This is a genomic window from Amycolatopsis sp. A133 (genome assembly GCF_031082405.1).
In the GTDB taxonomy this organism is placed as follows: Bacteria; Actinomycetota; Actinomycetes; order Mycobacteriales; family Pseudonocardiaceae; genus Amycolatopsis.
This window is the reverse complement of record NZ_JAVHJU010000003.1, coordinates 49,072-64,636: the sequence shown is the minus strand read 5'-3', so window position 1 is coordinate 64,636 and position 15,565 is coordinate 49,072. Positions and strand designations below refer to the sequence as shown.

Genomic DNA, 15,565 nt, shown 5'->3' with positions numbered 1-15,565 from the left:
GTAGGTCGACTGAATTATTACACAGGTTCGATCTGTAGTTGTCGGTAATCTGTTACGGACGTGTCGGAGTTCTTTCGTGATGGCCTGACACGACTGATATACTGTAGGGATGCCGCGGATCTTTGTGAACTATCGATTCACCGACACTTCGTTTGTATCTGACTTGTATCGTGAGCTGTCAGAAATTTTCGGTGAAGAGAATATTTTTGCGGCAGCTTGCTCACTTGCTCCTGGGTCTAGATATGGCCCGAAGATCGAGTTCGCGCTCGCTGAGGCGGATCTATTTATATCAATTATTGGACCAGAATGGCTTACGGTTCGCGCGAAGAAACTCGACGTTCGCGCGCTCGATGATCCGCGAGACTGGGTGCGCGCTGAGATTCTTCAAGCATTGGCTAACAATCTTCTTATTCTTCCCGTTCTGTTGCCGAATGCTCGTTTTCCGGACGTCGACGATCTTCCTCTTGCTCTCCAAAAGTTCGCTGGATATCAGTATATGGAGCTGGCGAGTGAGCAGCTGAAGCCGAAGATGGAGACGCTCCTCGACTATCTGCGAGATCGGTACCCATATGCTGGAGTCGTCTCGACAGCTGGCGGTCGGGTGTCGCTCACTTCGGCTGAAGGTCCGGTGCGCTCATTTCAAGGAGCGAGTGGGACTTGGTGGACGTACGACACTCGCGAGGTAGTAAGTGACGAGGGTGCGTATGGATTTGTTTTCAGGGGCAGTGGGGCAGACAATTTTCCGGTCGCAGTGAAGCGCGTGCTGCTGCGCGCTCAAACTACCGGCGCATTTGAGCTTCGTCAGCGCGAAGTGAATGTAGCCGGCTTGCTGACTGCCGAGCGATTTGACTACATCATTCCCATTCTGGACACGGCCCAATTTGAGGACGTTTTACTGTTGGTTATGCCGCTCGCTAGTAGATCATTGCGTGCGGCCATCGACGATGGAAGCTTGAGTCCCAATGAGAAGCTTGTAGTTCTGCGGAACGTAGCTCAGGGGCTCGTTGAACTTGCTACTGTCTCAGTCCTGCATCGAGACCTTAAGCCGTCGAATGTTTTGGATGTTAATGGTGTTTGGAAGCTCGCAGACTTTGGGTTAGCGCGAAATCTTAGGGAGGAAACTGGAACCTTTACTTTCCGGGGGTTCGGAACTCCGCACTACATTGCCCCTGAATTGTGGGAGGCAAAAGCAGCGACCGTCAAGAGTGACCTCTACGCCTTCGGTGTTCTATCCTATGAAGTTTTAACTGGTTCTCGGCCATTCGACGCTAGTAGTGACGTCGACATGATGAACATGCACGTGTCGGCGCCAATACCGCGATTGCCTGAATCCGTCGCTCCTTCACTTGCCCGCCTGATCGAGAGAATGCTAGCAAAGGACCCGGATGAGCGACCTCAAGACGCCAGGTCTGTACTTGAAGTCATCGTAGGCAGCGGGCAGGAGTTTACGCCGCTGCAACTGGATCTCCAGCGTGTTGCCCTAGAGATCCAGAGAAAAAGTAGAGAAGAGCCAGTTGAGGATGACGAAGATCGTAATTTAGCCAATGCTCTACTTGGTCTGCGAACTCTAATTCGCGATGCATTTGAACAGGCGCGATCTGCTTTGCCTTCGACCGAAGTGCGATTCGAGGATGGTGAACTACTGTGGTCGCTTCGTTGGATTGATCTGGGTATAGAGATCGAAATTCTGAATCCTCGGGATAACTCCGCTGCGGCGAGTAATGTGGATGGAACCCTTTCGGGTGAAATTCGTTCAACGGTCGAGGGGGAGATTCTTGCTGAGGTTAGGTACCAGTCGGTGGGCTCAAATTCATCTTGGCGAGTGGTTCCAGCTCGGTGGCTAAATCTTTCAATTGATCGATTAACTGCGAATGCGCTTCTTGAGATCTTGATCGCCGTTATCCGTCGAGGTTACTAGTTGTGATCTCTTGTAAATAGTCCTAGAAGTGGCCAGGGGGCTCGTGTGCGTGAGTTGATCTATGTTTCACAGCGGAAGATTCGCTCCTTTCAAGATGTTCGAGATTCCAAGTTTGGGCTCTTTCGAAGAGTGCGTGAGGCTGAAATTAAGGTCCCCTTCGGGGGTGGCGCCAAGCTGGCTTTCTCTGACGACGTAAATCGCCGATATCCAGGTCTTTCTCGAATTACTCGTCATATCGACTCGTTGGACAGGGGGGCACGGTGGTATGAGAGCGAAACTCTTGAGCCTGGCGATTGGGTTGTTTTTGAGACTCGAATGAACTACCGGATTGTCGATGTTAGCCGGAGCAGGAAGGCGGCGGATAAGGTGCCGGTGCTCTTGTTCTGGGATGTCTTGGGGGATGAGATGCCGTCTACTCGATTGCTGCTTCATGGTGCTGCTGAGCACTTAATGGACCAGGCTGCGATCGAGCCGCCTGCGCGAGAGGGGATGCTGCTGGCTCCCTCTAGCTCATATGGGTTTGTTCAAGTTCTGCGGGCGTTAACTGCTGACCGCATGGATGGAGCAGATCTACAGCATGTTCCTCTGCTTCTTCGAAAACTAGAGAATGGTCTTTCGTCTGGGTTCGCTATGTGGATGACTGGTTTTGCTCGGGTAACTGCAAATGTTTTGTCCCGCGAGAGGGCGAAAAAAGCGGACTATCGGACTATAGTTGCAAGTCCTCTATATGTCGAGTTGGTGCCAAGGCCGTGATAAATATTTGACCAAGGATGTGATGTGCTCGGCGTTCGTTCATCTTGGGCAACTAATCATAAACGCTTCTCTGTTGTGAAAGAGTTCCATAAGCGTGTCCTGCGTGGTAGGATCCTGCCGCCGAAATATTGAATGTTTGGCAACTAAATTTCTTAAAGGTTAAGTGTTGCTGCTATCGAGCAAGATCTCGGACACTCAATTACCCCGTGAGGCGCGGGGGCTTCGGGTTCAAATTGCGGGAACCTGCAGGTCAAGCTAGGAGTTGCAGGCGTGTAGATAGTGAGCAAGATCGTCCTCGGACACTTACCATAACCCCAACCGTGCGGATCGAGATTAGTCTCGATCCGCACTTGTCGTTTACCGGGGTGGTAGGTCGCGTGCAGCTGGAGCTGCCGGTAGACCTCCGCTTTTCGTTCGGTGTCGGCGGTGGCCAGGACGTTCCGGATGTCTCCGAGCCGCTCGACGAGGTCGCTGATCTGCTGCTTGCTCAGCCGCTGTCGTTGAGGCTGCGCGACGATGCGTGCCTTCGCTTCGGCGCGGCGGGCCTGGGTCTCGGTGATCCACCCGGTGACCAGCGCGGCGTCAGCGCCGGCCTCAAGGGCTGCGCGGTGGCGGCTAAGCGCTCGATCGCATTCTTCTATCGTTGTGGCGGCGGCTGCTGCGCCGGGATCGATGTCGAGTTCCGGTTGGGCGTCGTAGAGGTCGTCGATGGTCTCGGTGAGTCGGTGGGGTGCGAAGCAGGTGCTGAGCCAGCTGTCGAGAGGTCCTATGAGGTCCCGCTCGGCGAGGTAGACGTTGCGGGGGTGTTCGGTCTTGTTCGCCAGCCCGTACTCGTTCGGGTACCGGCAGCGGTAGAACAGCTGCTCACGGCTCTTCTGGCCCTGCATGCGACGACCGCAGACCCCGCAGTGCAACAGTCCCCGCACGACGTACCGGTGCTGAGTGCGGGTACGTTCCCGGGTCTTGCGACCGGCGCCCTTGGCAGCGGTGATCTCCTGGGCGCGCTGGAAGGTCTCGACGTCGATGATGGGCTCGTGGACGACCTGTTCGGAGAAGATCCACTTGTCGCGGGTGTTCCAGCGCATCTTGGTTTCGTGGCCCAGCCCGACGTCTTCGACGTCGATGAGGACTTCGTCTTTGCGTTGCTTGTTCCAGACCTGCCGTCCGGTGTAGCGGGGGTTGGTCAGGATGACCCCGACCGCGCCCTTGGCCCACGCGACCCCAGTGCGGTGCCGGTTGCGGGCCGGGTCGTTCATCGAGGGGGAGAGGATGCCGTCCCGGGTGAGTGCCTCGGCGATGGCGAATTTTCCGCGGCCGCCGATGTACTCGGCGTAGATCCGCTGCACGACCGGCGCGGTGACGGGGTCAGGCTCGAGCCGATGCAACCGTTTGCCTTCAGCAGCTTTCGCTGGATTGGGATGCGGCCCGGCGTCGGCGAGCCGATAGCCGTAGGGCGGCCGGCCGCCGAGAAAGCGGCCTTCGATGGAGGCCTGGACGGCCATAGCGGCGCGGACGCGGATCTTGATCCGGTTGCGTTCGCCCTTGCTCATCCCGCCGAAGACGGACATGACGAGATCGTGGGCTTCGGACTCCGGCTCGATCGGACCGCCGACCTCGGGCACCCACAGCCCGACGCCGTAGTGGACGAGGACGGGGAAGGTCAGTCCGTACTGGTTGCCGTAGAACGCGCGCTGCGGTTCACCGATCACGACGGCGTCGAACCCTCGATCGGCGTCGCGCATCGCCGCCAGCAGCCGGATCGCCTCGGGACGGCGTTTCCAGGGGATCGAGCGGGACTGCCCGATGTCGAAGAACTCGACGACGATCTCGCCGTGCTTGTCGACCAGCGCCCTGGCGCGGGCAAGCTGCCAGTTCCGAGACGCCTCCGGGTCCTGCTGGTCCTCGGTGGAGACCCGGCCATAGAACGCGAACCGCATGATCAGGCCGCCTTGTCCGCGTCAAGAAGCAGCCGCAGCAGAGCGCCGGCGGCGCCCCGCGTCAGCTGCGGCGGAGTCGTCGGCAGCAACACCGCGGGTGCGACGTCGTCGCGCCGACGCCCAGGTCGAGGACGAAGTCCGGCGGCGTCGTGGCGCGTCGGCGGTCGTGAACGGCGCGGTGCTGAGATTGATCGCGGAGAGGTGTTCGGAGAAGTCGTCATGTCCGCCCCAGGGCTTGGTCGGTGTGCACGGATCGTCCACGACACCGTCGTAGCGGCAAGAGGGGAAGTACCCGCTCAGGTCGACTTCGACGGCGCGCGTCTCGACGACCAACTCCGCTCAGGAAGCTGCGAGGAGACACCACGACACCAAGTTGTAAAGGTCATCTGGCTCGATGGCGCCGCCGTCTAAAGCTGGCTGGTGGCTCCGGCCCGGAAGCGTCGCCGTTTCGTCGCCATCCAGCCACCAAGTCCTCTGCTCCTCGACGACGGCGTGAGCCTCTGACCTGCGTGTTCAGGCGGTTTGGTGGAGCCTTCGCTACCCGGTGACCTCTTCCGTATCAGGGAAGTACGGCACACGGCATAACGCGTACCACTGCAGGTCGTCGGCTCGGATTGTTTCCCGGAGGGGCGGCTCCGGCACTATTGCGTCGGATTCCCGTCGCCGGGTAATCGCCAGATGGTTCTGATGTCGAATGGGCGCCTGGTCGTGTTCTGACGCGTCCGCCACGACGGCCGGCATCGCGGCTGCGACGTGGTCGCAGGGGGTGGCGAATGTCGGCTGGCAGAAACGTCGCGGTACCGGGAGTCACGTTCAAGGTGCGTTTTGGAAGCGCTCAGCCGCCCAGTGCCGCCTGATAGTCCTTCGCCTGGTCCGGTGTCAGGAATCGCGACACCCGTACCAGGACGCCGCCCTTGACGTAGTCGTACTCGCCGACCGCGGGTAACCCCTTCGCTACCGTCTGGATGAAGTCCATCCGCGCCTGGGCGGCCTCTTCGGTGGTGAACACCTCCACCGAGCCGCCGCGCTCCACCGCGTCCTCCTTCAGGTACTCGACGTCGTCGGCTTTGACGCGCGAGTCCCCGAACGCAGTCTTCGAGCTGTAGCCGTTCGGGCGCCCGAGCAGGTGGTTCGGGTCGTCTTCCGCGGCGTAGGTCTTGATCGGCTTCAGCGTGGCGATCTTCGCGCCGAGCGTCTTCGTGACGTCGGCGGCCGTCTTCGGCGTGCTGCTGTTCTCGGCAGGGGCGACGACGCCGGCGGAGTCGGTAGCCGTGGGGGAGCCGCCGCTGCTGCTGCATGCGGCCAACGAGAGCGCAGCCAGCGCTACGGGAACGGCCAGGGCGGTACGGCGGATGATCACGAACTCCTCCAGCGTGATGGTGGCCAATGCCGGTATGTCTTGCCGAATAGATCTTCTGTTACGGCAAGGAATGAATTCGTGACCCTGCCGCTCGGCGGCCGGGGCGACCGCCTGGTCCGATACTCGGACCAGTTGGGCGCCCGTGTGTAGGTCCGCTCTGGCTCACGGGCCCAAGGGCTGGTGCGATCGTGCCGGCGCGCCGGCACGATCCGTCGTCGAATGACGGGCTGGACGCGGTAGGTCTTCGCAGCCTCCCGATCGCGATGCAACGGGACACCAAGGATGGCTTCGGTTTCTCGGTCGGCTAGCACCTTGGCGCGGCGGGCTGCCGCAGCACCGCGTACAACCCACGGCGTACGAGATCGTCGGTGGAGAATGCACCAGATTGGCGCCGACCAGGCGGTGAAGTGATCCCGGTGGCGGGTCATTGCCAGGTTCGGCCAGGGTTGGTTGCATCGTCGCGGACGCCTGGTCCGCCACCGAGCCGGACGGTGACCGTCTCCTCCCCGCAGTGAAGACCTTGTCAGTGTGTCAAGGTCAAGAGGATCATGCGACCTGGCGGATCGGCGGGACCAGCACCAGTCCGCGACCCGCACGACTTGGACATGGAGCTGTGGGTGAAGGCCCAAGTGCGGCAGAAGCCGGCAACCCCGCGATGACTTGGGCAACCGGAGAACCCACCTCGCTACCTCACCCGGGACGACGTGCCGACCATCCGTATCGAGGGTCTCGGCGAACTGCGCACGTCCTCCCGCGAACCACGGTTTTCGTCACGTGTTCATGACATCAGTAACAGCGCCTGTCGCCGAGACGACCACCGGGCATCGCCGTATTGACGGCGTGAAATCTGAGGCGTGAGTCGGGTGGATGCCAATGGACAACGAGAAGCGTGATTCAGCCGGTGGGCGGTCGTTCATGTGGACGCGAAACAAGCTCGCGATGGTTGCGGGGCTGGTGTTGTTCGCGCTCGGAGTCGTCGACGTTCCGATCTTCCACTCGGCTTCCGGCGTTCTGACGGTCATCGGCTTCCTGTTGGTCGCCCACCAGGTGGTGGTGAACTGGCTTCTGCTCCGAGATGCGATCCAAGAAGGTGTCGACGGAGTGGTGTCGCAGAATCCTCTCGACGCACCGACGCCGAAGGCGCCTGAGCGGGACTATTTGATCAACCTCCTGGTCGAAGGATATGAACGATTCCATGGAATCGATCCGGTGGTTGCGACGAGTCTGCTCCTACGGCCCAGTGAGTACACGTATCGGGTGAATGAGGAGTACGAGCCTCAGGAACTGATGACGCGGCAAACCACCACGCGGTACCTCGTCCTGCCCAAGACGCACCGGAACGCGGATGCGCCCCAGAAGAACCTCCTGCCGATCGCCAAGGTGCGCAAAGGGGCCCTTTTGGACGATTTCCAGGCGAGTATCAATCAGAAGCATGCGGTGACCGTCTCCCATGATCACTACCTGCACTTCGCCGCCTACCTCCTTCTGTTCCTCAGGCTGTCGGAAGAGACCGGTGATGACGTTCCCGATCGCGGCGCACCGGGAGCTCGTAACTGGATGGATACTCTGCTGGCTGAGCCGAAGGTTCTCGACGACCTGATCAAGGGGCTTGCGCGCATCGCCGCTCCGGCGAAGATCGCGAAGCAGTACCGGTCCGAGGGGGAGACCGGCGTCTCGCCGAGCGATGCGCTGATCGAGATGTTGACGGGCAGCTATCTATTGCTCGCGGAGGTCGAAGAGCGGGGCGGGGCTCCGCTGTGTGTCTCGTTGACCAGATCCCTCTCGTCGCCGTCGGCCCTAAAGCTGGCTGAAAGCAGGTCTGCGCGCCGGCGGAACGAGTGGCGCTTCAGGATGGGTGTCTTCCCGGCGAGTCTCGACATCAGCACCTCGCTGATGTACGAAGCGCAGAGCTACCACCTGTCCATCCGGCTACCGGGCGACCTGTTCGCCGCCGAGCACCGGATCGCCAAGTCGGTCGACGGCAAGCTCGTCGACCTCTATTTCGAAGACTTCGTCGCGGGAACCAAGTTCGCGGAGTGTGGACCGCGGAACTCTGATGGTGCTCCGCAGGTGAGTGTGCACAATGTCGTCGATGAGAGCCCGCCGTATCTCCGGCGCAGGGACATGCGGGCCGAGCCGTACAGTCATTTCTATGCGCGCAATCCTTACAAGCTGAACAAAATTGACCACAAGCATGTCATCTACATCGAGGAGAGCCCGTTCGCGACACTCAGGTTGGCCTCGACTCTCGGTGTTCTCTGCTTCCTCGGCGTCATCGTTGCCGGTGTGGCGATCACGACCAGGATCGCTACTGGTGCCCCCGGTGAAGTTCTCGGCGGAACGGTCGTGGCTCTCATTGTTTCGGTTCCCGGTATTCTTGCGTCCTGGTCAAGGCAGGCGTTCGGTGTTGAGGCCTTGCGCCGGGCGTGTCTCGTCACTCAATTTTCGTTGCGCGCGACCAGCCTGTTCTCCGCGATCGGTCTCGTGCTGGCACTATTCCAGGATGTCGGTTTGTTTCGGTGGCCCGTCAATCCGATGCTGAAACTACTCGATCGGCAGTGGGCTATTCCGATACACGACTGGTGGTGGCTGGCGCTGATGCTGTCGAGCACGTGTGTCGGAATATTCGCCTACTATCGCTACTTGGAAAGGAGGGCTCAGTACATACAGCGGCGGCGAAGGTCGATCAGGGTCAAGCCTGCCTCCTAGTCCATCCCTTGCGGTCAATTGAGGAAGTGTGCTAAAATGCCACTAGATCTGCGTCACAGATTAATAACGGCGGCGGAAGGATCCAAGGTGAAGCGGAGGAGGGAGCACCGAGTCTTCGGGTCCAACCCGATGCGTCGCGTTATCGATACCGGAGTAGAGTTCGCCCCGCCACCCGATGTTGATCTCGAATCGGTAAAGCCTGGCTTGGAGCGGGTCTCCGAAATGATGGAATACGTCGAAGCGGATGATTTCCGCAAGAGAATCCTGGAAAGTTACGAATCGCTAAAGGAATAGCAGCCTACCTGCTCCGCGATTGAGTGTGCAGGTGACGGCGTTCCACTTCGTAGAACGCCTATTAGATCTGCTTTCCGTTTCGGCCTGAAAGTTTTGCTTGGCCCATCAGCGCCGAGGGGGCAGGCCGCACGATGACTCGGGCACTCCGCCGGGGGCCGCTCGATCCCAAAAGCCGCGGGCATGTGGTGGCGGTCGTGCCGGCTCGATGGCGTTGAACTACGTTGGTCTGCGAATACGCCGACCCGTCCCACGCACACGCGTTGGAAGACGGCCTTGATCCCCGTTGCATCGACACGGCGAATCTCGCGCTCCTTGCGGGTTGCTTCGAGCGGACCTCCATTGATGCGAGCGCCACGTGCGCGGAGACGTCCCAGCGTTCCCTGTATGCGCACTTTCCGACGGAGTACCTTGTTCCTTGCCTGGCGGGCGGTGTCGACGGCGGAGCGGAGAAATTTCGCTGGTCGGCGTCACGGGTTCGCATGCGCGTCGCAGTCCGCGCTGGAGCACAGTGCACGGTGCGTGTAGATCGCTACCCGGGGCACTCCGGCGGGTCGGATGGCGAGGTCGGTGGGCGAGTGGATGGGCGAGATGCGGGTGGGTGTCATCGTCAGGTCTGCAGGAACGCGCGGATGATCTTGGCGGCGAAGGTGTGGAGGCAGGGAAGCCTGCCACCGGTGACGCCGACGATCGCGGCGGCGCCGGCGGTGATCAGCAATGCAGTCACCGGCGGGTAGCCGGTGTGCAGGAGCCAGCCGGTGAAGCTGAAGACCGCGATCACGAGGAACACCTGTGCGATCGTGGGCGACAGCGTCGTCTGTGGCGGAATATCGGGGTGCTCCGGGTCGGCGGTGGGGGTGCGCGTGGCGCTCAACGAGAATCTCCTAGAGGTCAGGCTGTCCGGTCCCGGACAGGGCGTATACCGATGACGGTCAGCGTGCGTGGTCTAGGCCGGGGAGGATGAATCGCCACGGCGTCGAACCGGATAGCTTTCTCTGCGCTTACTGCACGCCGCACATGCAGGGAAATCTTCGAGTCGGCACTCTGCGTGGTTTGGGCTCGGCCGGGGGCCAGGGAGTATCCGGCGGAATGCCGTTCCCGCGGTGTCGCCGGACTCAGGACCCGGCGCGTGGATGTCGCCGGGGCCTCGCGTCGCCGGGCCCTGGGCACCTCCCTGGGTTCTGGTCGTTGTACCGGTGCGCGGCTCTGAGGCCGGTCAGGAAATCTAGAACTCTTCGTCGCGGATCATGCTGCGAAGCCGGGTCAGGGCGCGGTGCTGCGTCACGCGGACGTTGCCCGGGGAGATCCCGAGCGTTTCGGCGGTTTCGGTCGCCGAGAAGCCGACGGCGATGCGCAGGGTCAGGATCTCCTGCTGCACCCGGGGCAGGGCGGCGAGCAGTCGGCCGAGGCGGGCGCCAAGGTCGAGGTGTAGGGCGTGGGTCTCCGGCTCGTTGCCGGCGACCAGCGGGCGCTCCGGCAGCTCGGGCACTGCCTCGGCTCGGTCGTCGGCGACGGCGCGGTAGGCATCGGCGACCTTGTTCGCGGCGATGGCGTGGACGAGGTAGAGGAAGGAGCCGCCGCGGTCCTGGTAGTCGGGCAGGGCCTTGAGCACGGCGAGGCAGACTTCCTGGGCGACGTCGTCGGCCGAGAGGTAGGAGAGGTCGCGGCCGCCCATGCGGGCCCGACAGTAGCGGACCACGACGGGTTCGATCATCTGCAGCAGGGTGTGGATGGCCGCCGGGTTGCCCTCGGCCGCGTCCTCGACCAGCGGGTCGAGGTCTTCCTTCGTGAGCCGTCCGCCTGGCCTCGGCAGGCTCTCCGGCGTGCGGTAGTCGCGTGCGGGCGCGGTGTCCGTGGTGGAGGAAAATGCCTCGGTTCGACCGGCCCGGTCGAGCACGGCCGCGATGGCGTCGGGGTGCGCCCGCGCGGCGAGCTGACGCGCCCCGCGGGTGCCCACCGAGGAGTTGTTCACCAGCGTCAGGGCTGACTTTCGTCCGATCACCGGAGTAGTTGCTTCAGCCACGACGGCCTCCTTCGCGCTGTTCCTTGATCTGAGTGCGGTAAGCGTGGCGGATCCGGCGCACAATCCGCGGCGAGGTGCCGTCAACGAGTTCGGGGATCGCGGTGACCTCGTAGCCGAAGATGAGGTACTGCAGCACCAGCTTGACCACGTCGGGCGGGACGTCGAGTTTGACTGTGCCGTTGAGGGCGACATCGACGTCCATGCTGGCCAGTGCTGTGCGTTCGGCAGAGGGCGAGAGCGAGCCCCATTCGACTTCGGGTACGAGGACATCCTGGTCGCAGCGGCGGCGCGCGCTGAGCTGCTTTCGGCAGGCGTTGGCGAAGCAGAGCACGCATGATCCGAGGAAGTAGGTGGACAGGCGGGCGCCGCGATCGGGGCACCAGCCGCCCTTCTCAATCCCTTGGGTTCGGAACAGTCGGAGCCCATCAGCAACGGCGTCGTACACAACTGTGATCTGCTCGTCTCGGGTGAACGGCGGCCTCGGTGGCCGGACCGGGCGGCCTTTCTGCGTGGCACGGTCGTAGATCTGGCCGCTGGTGATCCAGGCGTCGAGAACGCCGAGCCCGAATCCGACGAGCCGGTGTTCCAGTTCTGCCCAGATCGGGCCGTCGAGTCCCTCGGTCTCCAGTGCACACAGCAGCTCGAGGTCGGGCAGCACCATCGGCCGTGCCGGCCCGTCGCCCATCCAGAGCTCGTCCTCCGGCAACGAGGAGAGGCCTGCGGGTAGCACGCGGTCGAGCAGCCGACGCCGCTCGGTCGCAGTGACGCTCACGACGGTGCGCAGCAGGGGCTTGCGCGTCCTGTGTTCCGCGGTACCGACCGCGGGGTCTTCCTCGGCTGCTGTCATACGACGTTTCCTTGGTTGGGAGAGGAGGCCACATCGTGGCGGCGACCGAACGAGCGTTGAACCTTCTCGTCGGTAACCCGGACCCCTTGCTTGTAGGTGCGCGCTCTGCGCACCCGAGCCAGTCGGTTACCGTTTCGTTATCAAGTATCTGGCGAGGGCAAAAGAGTCCACGCGCCGGAGCGTCTTCGCGTTGCCCTGGCCGGTCGGCTCACGGACATGGGGACCGGCGTTTCGGTCGCCCGGACTCCGGGCGACGTCCATGTCCGCGTCACTCGCAGGGTGCATCCCCTGCCAACAGCAGGCACCTGCAGGGCCGGACGTGCGGGGCTGCAACTCGCTGATCCTGCCGGCGGGGGATGACATGTCGTGCGCGGTCGGGGCGGCTGTACCGGAACGCAGGCCGACGAAGATCCGAGCCTCGGCGGCTGATCTGCCGGGCGAAGTTCGTTGGCCGCAGGCCTCATCAACAAGTACGAATGAGCCACGTGAAGCCACTGCTCAGCGCCGGCGACCGACTCTTGGGACCCGCAGGTCAACGTGCTCGAATCCTTGGATACAGGCCAAGCCACGGTCAACGCTCGAGCGCGGCACCCCAGCAGCCTCGGGCGATCAGCCCAACATTCCGACCACGCGGGCACGGTCAGCCTGGTCCAGAATGTCCTCGGCTGCTCGTCGCAGCTGTATCAGGAGGTCTGCGCGGGGGCGCCTGCGCCGCTCGGCGAGTTCGAGCACGTACTGCCAGCCCGCGTCGAACCGGCCGACGGCCATCATGCCGGCCACCCGCCGGGCGAGAGCCTCGTCGTCCCGGACATTCTCGAAGACCCAGCGGGCGGCCAGGTACTCGCCGAAGGTGTCCTGGACGACGGCGTACAACGGCTCCCCGTCGGTCGCCATACCGGACTCGTAGATCACGCCGACGGTTTCGCCCAGCTCCTCCAGAAGCCCGGGATGCGAGTATCTTTCGCCTTCGTCTCTCAAAGCGGCAAGGAGCCGGCTCCGCGTCACTCCCGTGGTCCGGTCCGCGTCGGATTTCATCCAAGCCGCGAGGAACATCGTCGATTCGACCAGGTGCCGCCCCGGCACGCTCGCCCGGGTGACGCCACGGATGACGTCGCGGGTGCCCATCGTCAGCTCGAACGTCGCCTCGTGCAGGTCCAGTTCGCTTTCAAACATCCGCCTGTGGTGCAGGAAGTGCGTGAGGCCCCAGCTCAGGAGCAGCGGGTTCGCCGCCCAGGGCGCCGACGATGCCGTCCGCTCGAAGTATGTCCTCGCGTGCACCCCGGCGTCTCGAAGCCACGCCCTCGAGAACTCGCGGATCTCGTCGTCGGTGAACGGGGCCATCCGGAAGCCCGTAAACTCCGCGAGCCCGTCCGCTGCAGCTTCTCGTCGGGCCGGCTGGTCACCAGCACGGCGATCGACGGGTGATCGGCACAGAACCGTCCGATGGCGGCCGTCGCCCGGGTGCGGGAAGGGCGGGGCAGTTCGTCGAGGCTGTCCAGCACCAAGACCGTCCGGTACCGCTTGAACAGGACTTCGAGGACCGGCCGGGGAAGGCGGAGGTTGAACCGCTGGCCGACCGAGGCGGTGACCAGGTCGACGAGGTCGTCCTGGTCCTGGTAGTGCCGCATCGGGACGGAGAGGGCCAACCGGCCGGCGTTCTCCCTGGCCAGCTCGAAGCAGATGCGCTCGGCCAGCATGGTCTTCCCCGAGCCGGGACCGCCGAACACGAGCGTGCGCGCGTCGGGCCGGAGCCGCTCCTGCCAGCGCACGGGCACATCGCCGCACAATAGGCGTTGGGGCACGTAGGGCGCGTCCTGAAAGCCGGGCGACTCGCCGAAGGGGAGCCCTTCGAGCCAGCGCGTCTGTGTCAGCCGACGAATCGAGGTGACCGCTGCGCGGTAGCCGGTGACGAATTCGTTCAGGATGTGGCCGACGAGGCGTTCCGCTGCGTCGATCGTGTCGCTCGGCTTGTCGGCCTTGGCTTTTTCGCGGGCGAACAGGGCGATCAGATCGTGGTAGCGGAACCACCGGCCGTCCGCCGTCTCGGCGAGCTGTGCGTCGGCCAGCTCGTAAGCGGCCTTCGCGACGGCGGTGTGGTCGTTGTCGTCCAGCAGGGCGGCAAGGTCGGCGAGGGAGAACTCGGGGGTGAGGCTGAGGCCGGCTCGGCGGAACGTCAGCTGTGCCGAGGCGGTCAGCTGCTGGTAGCTGAGCTCGAAAGCGCTGCGGACGTCGAGGTCGGCTTCGGCGAGGGAGGAAAGCCGGGTGCGTTCGTCCTGAAGGGATTCGGCCAGGCGGTCGTAGCTCAGGTAGGGCCGCTTCTTGGCGATGGCGCCGGCCACCCTGATGGCCAGCGGCAGGTGGCCGCACAGGGCCACGAGGTCGGCCGCCGCCGGTTCACTGCCGGGCGGCTTTCCGGCGGCGGTGTCCAGGAGCGCGATCGACTCCGCCTCGTCGAGCAGCTCCACGCGCCGCGGGTGGGCACCGGCCAGTGTGGTCAACTGCGCTCGGCTGGTGACGATGACGACCGACGAGGCGTCACCGGGAAGCAACGGGCGTACTTGAGCCGCTTCCCGGACGTTGTCGAGCAAGATCAGGCATCGCCCGGTCCGGGTGGACGTGAGGTACCGGGCCTGGAGTTCGTTGACCGGGTGGGACGGGTTGAACTCGTCCGGCGTCAGCGCGGCGACGAACTGGGCGAGAGCCGCGCGGGGTTCCGGATCCGGTGCGATGCTGAAGTCGAAGTACAGTTCCGTATCGAGGTATGGCGAAATCCGATGCGCCAGGTGCACCGCCAGCGCCGACTTGCCGACCCCCGGTGGCCCGTACAGGTTGATGATCGGCTTGCCCCAGAACTTCTCGAGTTCGGCGACGAGGCCGGCTCGCCCGGTGAAGTCCGGGATGTCGGGAGGCAGCTGGTGGCTGGTCGCGGGCAGCGGCAGCCGGCCGGCGACGAAGATGGGCGCGTAGTTGTCCCCGGCGATGTTGACCTGCCGGGCGTTGCCGTCGGCGCGGGGCTGGAAATCGGTCATTGGGGCTCAAAGGGTGATTCCGCCATGGTTGTCTCCGGCGATGTTGACCTGTTTCGCCTGGCCGGTGGCCTGCGCGATCACGGTCTGCGCATCCGGGTCGCGTCGGACCTGTCCGACGAGCTCGACCAGTGACGTCCGGAACCCATCGTCGTCGGTGGCCGCGGCCGTGATCCGCTTGGCGAGCGAATCACGGAGTTCCACGTCGTGCGGATCGGCCAGCGCCTGCTGGAGCGCTGTTTCGTCGTCCGGCTTGCCCTTGAATTTCGCCGCGACCGCGTCACGCAGCCGTGTCACGCCGTTCCAAGCTGCGCTGCCGGCGTCTTTCGCGAAGCCTTCGCCGAACTTGGACGCGAGCAGAGCCGCCGCGGCCAAACCCAGAGTGACGGGATCCATGACTAATGGTCGCCGGAGGCGCCGACGCCGTTACTCCGAGCCGAAGGAGGCATAGGCCGATCCGGCCGGCTGCCAGGCACGGAGCCTGCAGCTGACCTGCGCGAACCTGTTGGTGTCTCTGCTGATAGCTGCAACAAGCGACGCAAGGCGTCGCTGGCGGAGCGTCCCGAGCATTCTGCGGTTACGATCTGGCCTCTTTTGGTGGATTTGACCCCGGAGGCGTAGCAGTTTCCTGGCTGCGGCGATCCTCCTGTCACTACGCACGGTGACAGTAGGAGTTGACGCACGGCAAGCGGGTGGTTGTG

Annotated in this window: 11 protein-coding genes; 3 read left to right on the top strand and 8 right to left on the bottom strand. The window is 63.2% G+C overall.

The annotated features are described in order from the left end of the window. Nucleotides 1–109 precede the first annotated feature (109 nt). On the top strand, nucleotides 110–1,918 hold the full coding sequence (locus Q5425_RS03085) for a protein kinase domain-containing protein (protein WP_308670524.1): 1,809 nt from the start codon (nucleotides 110–112) through the stop codon (nucleotides 1,916–1,918). A 45-nt stretch (nucleotides 1,919–1,963) separates the two neighbouring features. Further along, entirely contained in the window at nucleotides 1,964–2,671 is a 708-nt protein-coding gene (locus tag Q5425_RS45690; RefSeq protein WP_396135120.1) for an SAVMC3_10250 family protein, read from the top strand. A 152-nt stretch (nucleotides 2,672–2,823) separates the two neighbouring features. Here the strand turns inward: Q5425_RS45690 and Q5425_RS03080 are convergent, their stop codons facing one another. Together Q5425_RS03080 and Q5425_RS03075 are read right to left on the bottom strand one after the other, a co-directional pair. Further along, complete coding sequence (locus Q5425_RS03080; protein WP_308670523.1) at nucleotides 2,824–4,608, bottom strand: recombinase family protein; 1,785 nt, start codon at nucleotides 4,606–4,608, stop codon at nucleotides 2,824–2,826. 835 nt (nucleotides 4,609–5,443) lie between these two features. Continuing rightward, nucleotides 5,444–5,995 carry a hypothetical protein gene (locus Q5425_RS03075; protein ID WP_308670522.1) on the bottom strand — a complete coding sequence of 184 codons (552 nt, stop codon included), beginning with the start codon at nucleotides 5,993–5,995 and terminating at the stop codon, nucleotides 5,444–5,446. Nucleotides 5,996–6,841: 846 nt separating this feature from the next. Here Q5425_RS03075 and Q5425_RS03070 point away from each other — a divergent pair. Next, complete coding sequence (locus Q5425_RS03070) at nucleotides 6,842–8,677, top strand: hypothetical protein (RefSeq protein ID WP_308670521.1); 1,836 nt, start codon at nucleotides 6,842–6,844, stop codon at nucleotides 8,675–8,677. Between the two features lie 901 nt (nucleotides 8,678–9,578). On the opposite strand, the gene Q5425_RS03065 is transcribed toward Q5425_RS03070, so the two are convergent. The 6 genes from Q5425_RS03065 to Q5425_RS03040 form a co-directional block, all read right to left on the bottom strand. Continuing rightward, nucleotides 9,579–9,842 carry a hypothetical protein gene (locus tag Q5425_RS03065; protein ID WP_308670520.1) on the bottom strand — a complete coding sequence of 88 codons (264 nt, stop codon included), beginning with the start codon at nucleotides 9,840–9,842 and terminating at the stop codon, nucleotides 9,579–9,581. A gap of 351 nt (nucleotides 9,843–10,193) precedes the next feature. After that, entirely contained in the window at nucleotides 10,194–10,991 is a 798-nt protein-coding gene (shbA, locus tag Q5425_RS03060) for an RNA polymerase sigma factor ShbA (protein WP_308670519.1), read from the bottom strand. After that, nucleotides 10,984–11,838, bottom strand: coding sequence for a hypothetical protein (locus Q5425_RS03055; RefSeq protein WP_308670518.1), 855 nt, complete (start codon nucleotides 11,836–11,838; stop codon nucleotides 10,984–10,986). Before Q5425_RS03055 ends, shbA begins: the two co-directional genes overlap by 8 nt. Before the next feature lie 609 nt (nucleotides 11,839–12,447). After that, nucleotides 12,448–13,011, bottom strand: a complete 564-nt coding sequence (locus Q5425_RS03050) for a hypothetical protein (protein WP_308670517.1) — start codon at nucleotides 13,009–13,011, stop codon at nucleotides 12,448–12,450. Nucleotides 13,012–13,046: 35 nt separating this feature from the next. Further along, the gene (locus Q5425_RS03045; protein WP_308670516.1) at nucleotides 13,047–14,867 is read right to left on the bottom strand and encodes an NACHT domain-containing protein; all 1,821 of its coding nucleotides are present in this window, start codon (nucleotides 14,865–14,867) and stop codon (nucleotides 13,047–13,049) included. 6 nt (nucleotides 14,868–14,873) lie between these two features. Further along, nucleotides 14,874–15,260, bottom strand: a complete 387-nt coding sequence (locus Q5425_RS03040) for a hypothetical protein (protein ID WP_308670515.1) — start codon at nucleotides 15,258–15,260, stop codon at nucleotides 14,874–14,876. Nucleotides 15,261–15,565: the final 305 nt, after the last annotated feature.